We start from the raw sequence: 8,320 nt of genomic DNA on the forward strand, positions 1-8,320 counted from the left end.
CCGACGAGCCGTTCCAGAGGGCGTGCATGCCCATCGCCAGCAGCAGGCCCGTGAAGGGCAGCAGTACGCGTCGTATGTGCTGGCGTTGGGCGGATGGGCGGGTCCGCGGGAGTCGAGTGCGCCGGTCGCGACGACCGTGCCGTCCCGCTCGTCGACCGCGACCAGGAGTGTGTGCCGGGCGGGCGCGACATAGGCGTGCTCGAGGTCGATGATGTCGCGGTGCCAGCGCGGTACGTACCCGGTTCCGAAGTCGCGGTAGACGGTGTCGAGCATGACGGACCGCGCGCCGTCCAGGTCGTCGGGGCCGGCCGTCCTAATGCAGTAATTACGCACCTGCGCATGATATGCATTAAGCGCGTCCCCTCGGGAGGGGTGATCAGTGTGACGCCGGCAACCTGACCCTCAAAGTCAATGGTCACGCCCGAGATTCATCAGTTCGTGTGACATTGGATCTTACGGTCGGCGTGGCGGGGATGGTTACCGGCCAACCCGGGTAATGGCCCAGATCAAGTGCCCCCTCCCCTGCACGAGGTGGAGCCGACATGCCGCCGGAAGCCGAAGACCGCGCCGCCGCACCGCCCGAGGGCAGTACGGCGTACTACTCCGGTCTCCCCCCGGTGAACGCGTACGCCGAAAGCCGGCTGAGTGGTGTGTTCACCGTGGTCGTGGTGCGGGGCGAGATCGACATGGCGGCGGTCGACGCCCTGACCGAGCACCTGGACGCCGCGACCGCCCGTCCCGAGCCGCAGGTCCTGGTGGACCTGCGGTGCGTCGACTTCCTCGACTGCTCGGGGCTGCGGGTGCTGTGCCGGGCCGAGAGCCGTGCGAAGGAGCGCGGCGGCAACCTGCGTCTCGTCTCCAATCAGCCCCTTGTCCACCGGCTGTTGCGCGTCTCGGGGCTCCTCAGCCGCTTCCCGCCGCTTGCGGAACTTCCTCCTGAGTGCCGTCCGGAAAGCGGATCAGCACCTTGCCCTCAGGAGTGACCCGGGCGTCCGCCTGCCTCCGCAACTCCCTTGGTTCGCAGGGTAGTTCGGGATCGGCGCTGAGGACTGCGAGGGTGACGAGGAGGTGGGTGCGGCCCGGGTGAGCGGACAGGCCGAGGCAAGGGGTGGCCGAGTACTCGCCATAGGCGTTGGCACCCTGGGCCTGAGCAACCGCGCCATCGGCCGCCTCCCACCCGTGCAGCGCGACGATCGCGCTCGTCAGCCCGTCCCCCGGCCGCCGCGCCAGCGCCCAGCCGTCCCCCGTGGCCTCCTCCAGGGGCCCGCTGTCGTCGGCCACCGCCCACCCCCCTTCGCGTACGACCGCTCCGTGCGGCCCTTCGACGCGATGGACCCGTACCTCCCAGGGGCCGTGCACCACGCTGGTCGTCTCGATGCGGTGCCCCTCGTTGGTGTTCGGGAGGACGGCGCGGTGCCAGGACGCCGCGTGCCGTCCGCTCGCGCCCAGGGGATGGATCCGGCCCCGCGGGGAGGCTGCCGTGCCGTCCGCCGTGAGGAGCGCGATGTGGTTGTCGGGGCCGATTCCGGGATCGCCCGGTGGGGTGTCGGGGGCCGCCGCGCTCGCGTAGGCGAACTTCGCGTAGTGCGGGCTGTCGTCCGCCTCGGCCGGGGGCGGGGGCAGGCGGACGCTGCCGTGGTTGACCAGCCGTACGATGCCGTCGGCCGCCGTCGAGTGCAGCAGCCAGCCGGGGGCGGGCAGGGCGAGGGTCGCGTCGGCGGTGTCCACCGGGCCGGGCTCCTCGGGCGCCGTCCACACGGGATGGTCGGCGGGCAGCAGCAGGCCGAGGAACGCCTTGCTCGCCCAGTACGGCGAGGCGGGCCCCGAGTACCGCTGGGTGACGGGGAGGAAGGGCCGGTACCAGCCCAGGCTCAACAGCCCCCGCTCGTCGGGCACTTGGTGCTCCGCGAAGTGCTTCAGCGCGCCGGAGGCCAGGCGCCGGGTGCGGCCCGGCGGCAGTGGGGTCGCGTCCGCGAGCGCTCCGGCCCACAGCGGGGCGACCGTCGCGAAGCGGTACGTCAGCGAGCGGCCTTGGTGGATGGGAGCACCGTCGGAGCCGAAGAAGTACTGGTACACGCCCAGGAATTCGCGCAGGCGGGAGCGATGGGCGGTGACCAGGGCCGGGTCCGCGCGCGGTCCGGCCATGCGGGCCCACAGGACCGGATACAGGTGCAGGGCCCAGGCGTTGTAGTAGTCGAACTTGCGGCCGTCCCCGTCGGTGTACCAGCCGCCGCCCCGGTACCAGTCCTCCAGTCGCGCGAGTCCTCCGTCGATGTCGGCCCGGCTGTGCGGGGCGTCCACGGAGGCGAGGAACTCCTCCGTGATGACCTGGAAGAGCCGCCAGTTGGAGTCGTTCGCCCGGGCGCCGACGAAGCCGCCGAGCCAGTCGGCCACCCGCTGGCGTACCGGGTCGTCGAGCTTGTCCCAGATCCAGGGGCGGCTCTCGTGCAGGGCGATCGCGATGGACGCGGCCTCAACCATCGGCTGGGACCGGTCGGTGATGGGCGGCCAGCGGTCGGAGCCGTTCGGTTCGGTGCCCGCGGCGAGCCCGGCCGTGTACCGCTCGATCAGGGCTTCGGAGACCTGTCCGCCGGAGCCGGCGATGCGAAAGGCGGCGAGCAGGAAGGAGCGCGCATATCCCTCCAGCCCGTCCGACCAGTCGCCGGAGTGGCCGGCCCGGCCGGGCAGCCGGTAGTGCGCCAACTTCTTTGACGCGTACGGCAGCAGACCGTCCAGCAGGCGGTCGGCGATCGTCTCCCAGTGCGCGCGGGTCCAGCCGGTGACGGGCGAGCCGATGGGGTCGAGGAGCGGCAGCTGCGGAAGGTGAGGAAGGCGGGGAAGGTGCGTCGGGTCGGGGAGCGACACATGCGGCGCGGTCATACGGGGGCGGATCCTCCGTCACTTGGGGGCGCGCCCCGGCGGGGCGGCGAGACGCTGTCGCGTACGACGATGTGGGTGCCGAGCAGATGGTGGGCGCCCGCGGCGTGCTCGGGGTCGCGCAGGGCGATGCGCACGGCGGCCCGGCCGAGTTCCTCGGCGGGGGTGCGCACGGTGGTGAGCGGTGGGCTGAAGTCCTCGGCGAGCGGGATGTCGTTGTAGCCGACGACGGAAATGTCGTCGGGCACGCGCAGCCCGGCGTCGGCGATGGCCCGCAGGGCGCCGGCGGCGACCATGTCGTCCCCGGCGAACACAGCCGTGAACCCCCCTGTGCCCCCTGTGATCCCTGTGACCTCTACGGCTCCTGTGTCTTCTGTGTTCTTGAGGAGTTCGGTCATCGCGCGGTGGCCCGCCGCCCGGCCGAGCCCGCAGTCGACGACATGTGCGGCCTCGGGCGGCAGTCCGTGCTCGGCGAGCGCGGCACGGTATCCGGCGACGCGCGCGTCGAGGGCCGTGTTGCCGGGCAGCCCGCCGAGGAAGGCGATGCGGCGGTGGCCCGCGGACAGCAGGTGGCCGGTGATGGCGCGGGCGCCGGCCTCGTTGTCGAACTCGACGACCAGCGCGGGGAGGTCGGGGTCGGGTGCGGGTCGCCCGCACAGCACGAGCCGCGCACCGGACGCGTCGAGGGCGTGCGCGTAGTGCGCGACTCGCTCCCGGTAGGCGTCGTCCTCGACGACTCCGCCGACCAGGATCACCAGCCGGGCGCCCTCCTCGCGCATGAGCTGCACGAAGTCCATCTCCCGCTGCGGGTCCCCGGCCGTGGCGCCGACCACGCAGAGCCAGCCGCGCTCGGCCGCCTCCGCCTCGACACCCTCGGCGACCTGCGCGTAGAAGGGGCTGGTGACCTGGCGCAGGACGACGGCGACCATCTTGCGGCCGCCGCCGACCAGGGCGCGGGCGTGCGCGTTGGCCACGTAGTCGAGCGCGCGCGCCGCACGCATCACCCGGTTACGGGTGGCCGACGGGACCGGGTAGTTGCCGCTGAGCACCCGCGAGACCGTGGCCACGGACACGCCCGCCCGCTCGGCCACCTCGCGGATCGTGACCCGCCCCTTTGCCGCCATGTCGTTCCCCGTTCCTCTGGTTCACTTCGCCCGTGACCTGCCGCTCCATGCCACCTGCCGCCTCATGTGTTGGCGGCGTAGTCCTCGGCGAATTCCTCGGCCATTCTGTCGCCACCTCGCTGACGCCACGTCTTGACCGCCGCGTCCCACTCGGACAGCGGCTTGCGTCCGGCGATGATCCCGGTGGCGGTGTCCTTGAGGAGCGTCTCGAGGGTGGTGCCCTGGGAGGTGAACGTCCGGGACTGGAGTCCGTAGGAGGCATTGCGGATGGCGTGCGGGACGGTCTTCACTTGCCAGGCGTGCAGGGCCTTCACCGCGTCGGGCATGCCGGGCACGAACAGCACCTGGGGTCCTTCGGCCAGGTACTTCAGCGGCAGGTTGGTGTTGTTCTCGACCTGGCCCAGGTCGTTGGGCTCGGGCGAGCCGTCCTTGGCCCGGGTGAAGTGGGTGCCTTCCAGGCCGTAGTGGACGAGTTCCCACTCCTTGCTGCCGAACGGCGCCGCAAGATAGTCGAGTACGCGCAGCAACAGCTGGATCCGCTCCTTCTTCGCCTTCTTGAGGATCGTGTAGCCGAACGAGCGGCGTGCCCCGACGATGCCTCCGGGCTCCCCGCCCGCGCCGTACGGAAGGGCCGGCGCCGGTGTGAACTCCCGGCCTTTCTCAAGGAACTTGGGGAGGTAACCGCCGAAGCCGTCCTGTATGGAGCCGACCGTCCCGTTGTAGTAGAGGTCGATCATCTCGGGCTGTGCGCTGGAGGTCGCGTCGGGGTGGTAGGAGCCCGCCTTGCGCAGCCGGAGCTGGAAGTCGAGCATCTGCTTGTACCGCTCGTCGGCCGCGGACGGGAGGAACGTACCGTCCTTCTTCACCGACCAGCCCCGCGCGTGGACGCCGTGCGCCGCGGAGTGGAAACCGTCGCCGAACACGGACCCTTCCGCCGCCCCCAGGGCGTACTTCTTCCCGCCCGTGCCCTTCTTGGCGACCGCCGCGAAGTCCTGGTCCGTCCAGCCCTCCCTCATGCCGGCGGCCGCGAAGGACTCCTGGTTGAGCCAGAGCGTGGAGCCGGGCAGCGGACGTTCCAGGGGAATGCCGTAGATACGGCCGCCGATGCGCCCCATGTCGCGCCAGGCCTCGGTGGGGATGTTCGCCAGGTTCGGGTAGTCGGCGACCGCGTCCCCGGAGAGAAACGGTGTGAGGTCCTCGGCGCGACGCTGCACGAACTGGGCTTCGCGCGGCAGTGCGAACCCGGAGAAGATGTTGATGATGTCCGGGAGTTCACCCGGGTCCCCGGCCATCACCGTGGCCATCTTCTTCTGGTAGTCGGGCTGCGAGATGACCGTGTACTCGATCTTCACGCCGAGGGCCTTCTCCACGGCCTGCCAGAACCGGTTCTCCCCCCGCCCCTTCGGGGGCACGCCGAAGCTGATGGTCATCACCTTGACCGTGGACCCGTCCCCGGGAGTGCGGGAGACCGACTTCGCCAGGTCGGACGGGTAGGAGGTGTAGCCGGGCTGGACTCCTTCCGCAGTAGGCGCGAGGTCTGGCTTGGGCCCTGAGAAGGCCTTGTACGTGGGCCAGGGCGCCAGCTTCTTGCCCGCGTTGGAGACCCCGTCATCACCGGACTCCGTGGAGCAGGCGGACAGGGCGGCCGGAGCGGCGAGCGCGAGACTCCCTACGGCGGCGGTACGCATCAGGGCACGGCGGGACAGCGGGGTTCCGGACATAGGTGTTCTCTCCCAGCTCTTGACGACTGGCTCTGGACGACTGGCTCTGGACGGCCGAGCGGAGCGCTCAGCTCTTGATGGCGCCCGTGAGTACGCCCTTGGTGAAGTACTTCTGCAGGAAGGGGTACACGAGCAAGATCGGCACGGTGGCGATCACCAGCACCGCCATCTGCACGGTCTGCGGAGCGTTGACCGTTCCCTCACTCGTGGCCGTGTCGGTGAGATCCGTACCGGCCACCACATAGGTACGCAGCACCTGTTGGAGCGGCCAGTGCTCGCTCTCCAGGTAGAGCGAGGCGTAGAACCAGGAGTTCCAGTACGCCACCGCGTAGAACAGGCCGACGACCGCGAGTGCCGCCTTCGACAGCGGAAGCACCACCGACCACAGCACACGCCAGTCCCCCGCCCCGTCGAGGCGCGCGGCCTCGTACAACTCCTCGGGGATGCCCTGGAAGAAGCCGCGCAGCACGACCAGGTTGAAGACGTTCACCAGCACCGGCAGGACCAGCGAGGGGTACGAGTCGAGCAGCCCGAGTTCCTTGACCACCAGGAAGCTGGGGATCATGCCCGGCGGGAAGAGGAAGGTGAACAGCACCAGCAGTAGTACGGGTTTGCCGCCGAAGACGCCGGGCCGGGACAGGGCGTAGGCGAGGGTCACCGTGCAAGCGAGGCTGACCAGGGTGCCGACGACGGTGACGCCCGCGCTCACGCCGAGGGCGTGGGTGACGATGCCGCCGTCGAGGATGTCCTGGTACGCCTTGAGGGTCGGCTCCTGCGGCCACAGCACCCAGCCGCCGCCCTCGACCACCTCGCGCTGCGAGGCCAGCGAGGTCGACACGATGACCAGAAAGGGCACGCAGACCAACAGGACGACGGCGGCCAGGGCCACCGCTTTCGCGGCCTGGGTGAGCGGCTTCGGCTTCTCCATCCAGCCGGGCCGGACGTGGGCGCTCACTTGTAGACCCCCTGTTCGCCGAGGCGGTGGGCGACCTTGTTGGCCGCGTAGACGAGGAGGGCGCCGATGACGCCCTTGAACAGGCCCGCCGCCGCGGCGAATCCGTAGTCGCCGCCGACGATGCCCTGGTAGTAGACGAAGGTGTCGATGATCTCGGCGGCCTCCGGGCCGACCGCGTCGCGCTGGAGCAGCATCTGCTCGAAGCCGACGGACAGGATGTCGCCGAGCCGCATGATGAGCAGCAGGACGATCACCGGGCGGATCGCGGGCAGCGTGACGTGCCAGAAGCGCCGCCAGGGTCCGGCGCCGTCGATGGCGGAGGCCTCGTACTGCTGCTCGTCGACCTGGGAGAGCGCGGCGAGGAAGATGATCGTGCCCCAGCCGGCGTCCTTCCAGATCACCTGGGCGACGGTGAGCGGCTTGAAGGCGTCCGGGTTGCCGATGATGTCGACGGTGCTCAGCCCGGCGTCGCCGAGGTAGCTGTTCACCAGGCCGGTGTCGCCGAGGACCTGCTGGAACAGGGCGACGACGATCACCCATGAGATGAAGTGCGGCAGATACGCCACCGACTGCACGAAACGCCGGACGGTGCTCCAGGTGAGGGTGTGCAGGAGCAGCGCGAGCGCGAGTGGCACGGGGAAGTAGAAGACGATCTGCAGGACCGCGATCCAGAGGGTGTTGAGGACCGCGTCCCAGAACGCGGTGTCCTGGAACATCCGCTGGAAGTTCTCCAGGCCGACCCACGGGCTGCCCCAGATGCCGTCGAAGGGCACGTAGTCCTTGAACGCGATGACGTTGCCCACCAGCGCGCCGTAGTGGAACACGAGGAAGTATCCGAGCCCGGGCAGCATCAGCAGGAACAAGGTCCGGCTTCTGCGGGCGTGGAAACCTTTTCGCTTCGTACGCGCGTCAGGCGGACGACGGCGAGAAGGACTCACCGCCTCCTTGCCCGTGCGCTCCCGCAACACCGCGGCCACGGAGCCTCCTCACCTCTGGCTGTCGGGGTGCGGAGAAATTAAAACGTTTCCAACGCGGGGTCAACAGTTCCGGCACAGCTGGTTGTTGGGACTTGGCGCGGCTTGCGCTCCGACCTGCATGGATTACTGAAAACGTTTTAGGAGGGAGATGAGCAGATCCACATACGCAGATGCCGGGGGTCGGCAGGACGGCCCCACTCCGTCCCTGCCGACCCCCGGGGCGAGATCGCGTGGCGTCCGCGACAGGGCACGCACTCCCCAGCTACGGGCCCCGGGTCGAGGTCCGCGGGCGCCGCGGCGATCCCGGTCTCTCAGAACGTGAAGACGGCTCTCCCCTGGGAGTTGTTCTTCACGCACTCGTTCGCGAAGGTGCGCTCGTAGGAGATACGGCGGCCCTGCCAGACGCCGTCGACCGTGACGACCACAGGCCGGTACTCGCGAGTGCACATGCCCTTGCCTCTGCCGGCCAGGGTGTCGAAGTCCCCGCCGGACGCACGCAGTTCGGCGCAGGCCCGGGCCGCGGCCGGGTGCGTGCCCGAGGCGGCCGGCGCGCAGGCCAGGGTGACCGCGCGGTCCGCGGTGGTGGCGGTCGCGCTCTCGCCGCGGCCCACGGTGAGCAGCAGGGCCGAGGGAGCGTAGAGGGTGGATGGGGCGGCGGGCTCGGGG

Annotated in this window: 7 protein-coding genes and 1 pseudogene; 1 reads left to right on the forward strand and 7 read right to left on the reverse strand. The window is 70.2% G+C overall.

Going from position 1 to position 8,320, the window contains the following annotated elements; all coding sequences use genetic code 11:
* A pseudogene (locus G6048_RS45035) lies at positions 1 to 333 on the reverse strand (hypothetical protein); the annotation flags it as partial.
* Between the two features lie 209 nt (positions 334 to 542).
* On the opposite strand from G6048_RS45035, the gene G6048_RS45040 reads away from it, so the two are divergent.
* On the forward strand, positions 543 to 983 hold the full coding sequence (locus tag G6048_RS45040) for an STAS domain-containing protein (RefSeq protein WP_165345407.1): 441 nt from the start codon (positions 543 to 545) through the stop codon (positions 981 to 983).
* Here G6048_RS45040 and G6048_RS45045 read toward each other — a convergent pair.
* The 6 genes from G6048_RS45045 to G6048_RS45070 all read right to left on the reverse strand — a co-directional run.
* Positions 904 to 2,880: a DUF2264 domain-containing protein gene (locus G6048_RS45045; RefSeq protein WP_165345408.1), complete on the reverse strand. Its 1,977-nt coding sequence runs from the start codon at positions 2,878 to 2,880 to the stop codon at positions 904 to 906. The two genes, G6048_RS45040 and G6048_RS45045, sit on opposite strands and share 80 nt — an antisense overlap.
* A complete protein-coding gene (locus tag G6048_RS45050; RefSeq protein WP_165345409.1) occupies positions 2,877 to 4,001 on the reverse strand; it encodes a LacI family DNA-binding transcriptional regulator in 1,125 nt (374 codons plus the stop codon). Before G6048_RS45050 ends, G6048_RS45045 begins: the two co-directional genes overlap by 4 nt.
* 62 nt (positions 4,002 to 4,063) lie before the next feature.
* Positions 4,064 to 5,722, reverse strand: coding sequence for an extracellular solute-binding protein (locus tag G6048_RS45055; RefSeq protein WP_165345410.1), 1,659 nt, complete (start codon positions 5,720 to 5,722; stop codon positions 4,064 to 4,066).
* Between the two features lie 67 nt (positions 5,723 to 5,789).
* Complete coding sequence (locus tag G6048_RS45060) at positions 5,790 to 6,677, reverse strand: carbohydrate ABC transporter permease (protein ID WP_165345411.1); 888 nt, start codon at positions 6,675 to 6,677, stop codon at positions 5,790 to 5,792.
* Positions 6,674 to 7,528, reverse strand: coding sequence for an ABC transporter permease (locus G6048_RS45065; RefSeq protein WP_165345413.1), 855 nt, complete (start codon positions 7,526 to 7,528; stop codon positions 6,674 to 6,676). The genes G6048_RS45060 and G6048_RS45065 overlap by 4 nt, the downstream gene beginning before the upstream one ends.
* A 437-nt stretch (positions 7,529 to 7,965) precedes the next feature.
* The coding region (locus G6048_RS45070; protein ID WP_165345412.1) for a subtilase-type protease inhibitor at positions 7,966 to 8,320 on the reverse strand (355 nt) is incomplete at its 5' end.

It is taken from the genome of Streptomyces ureilyticus (assembly GCF_011045025.1).
In the GTDB taxonomy this organism is placed as follows: domain Bacteria; phylum Actinomycetota; class Actinomycetes; order Streptomycetales; family Streptomycetaceae; genus Streptomyces; species Streptomyces ureilyticus.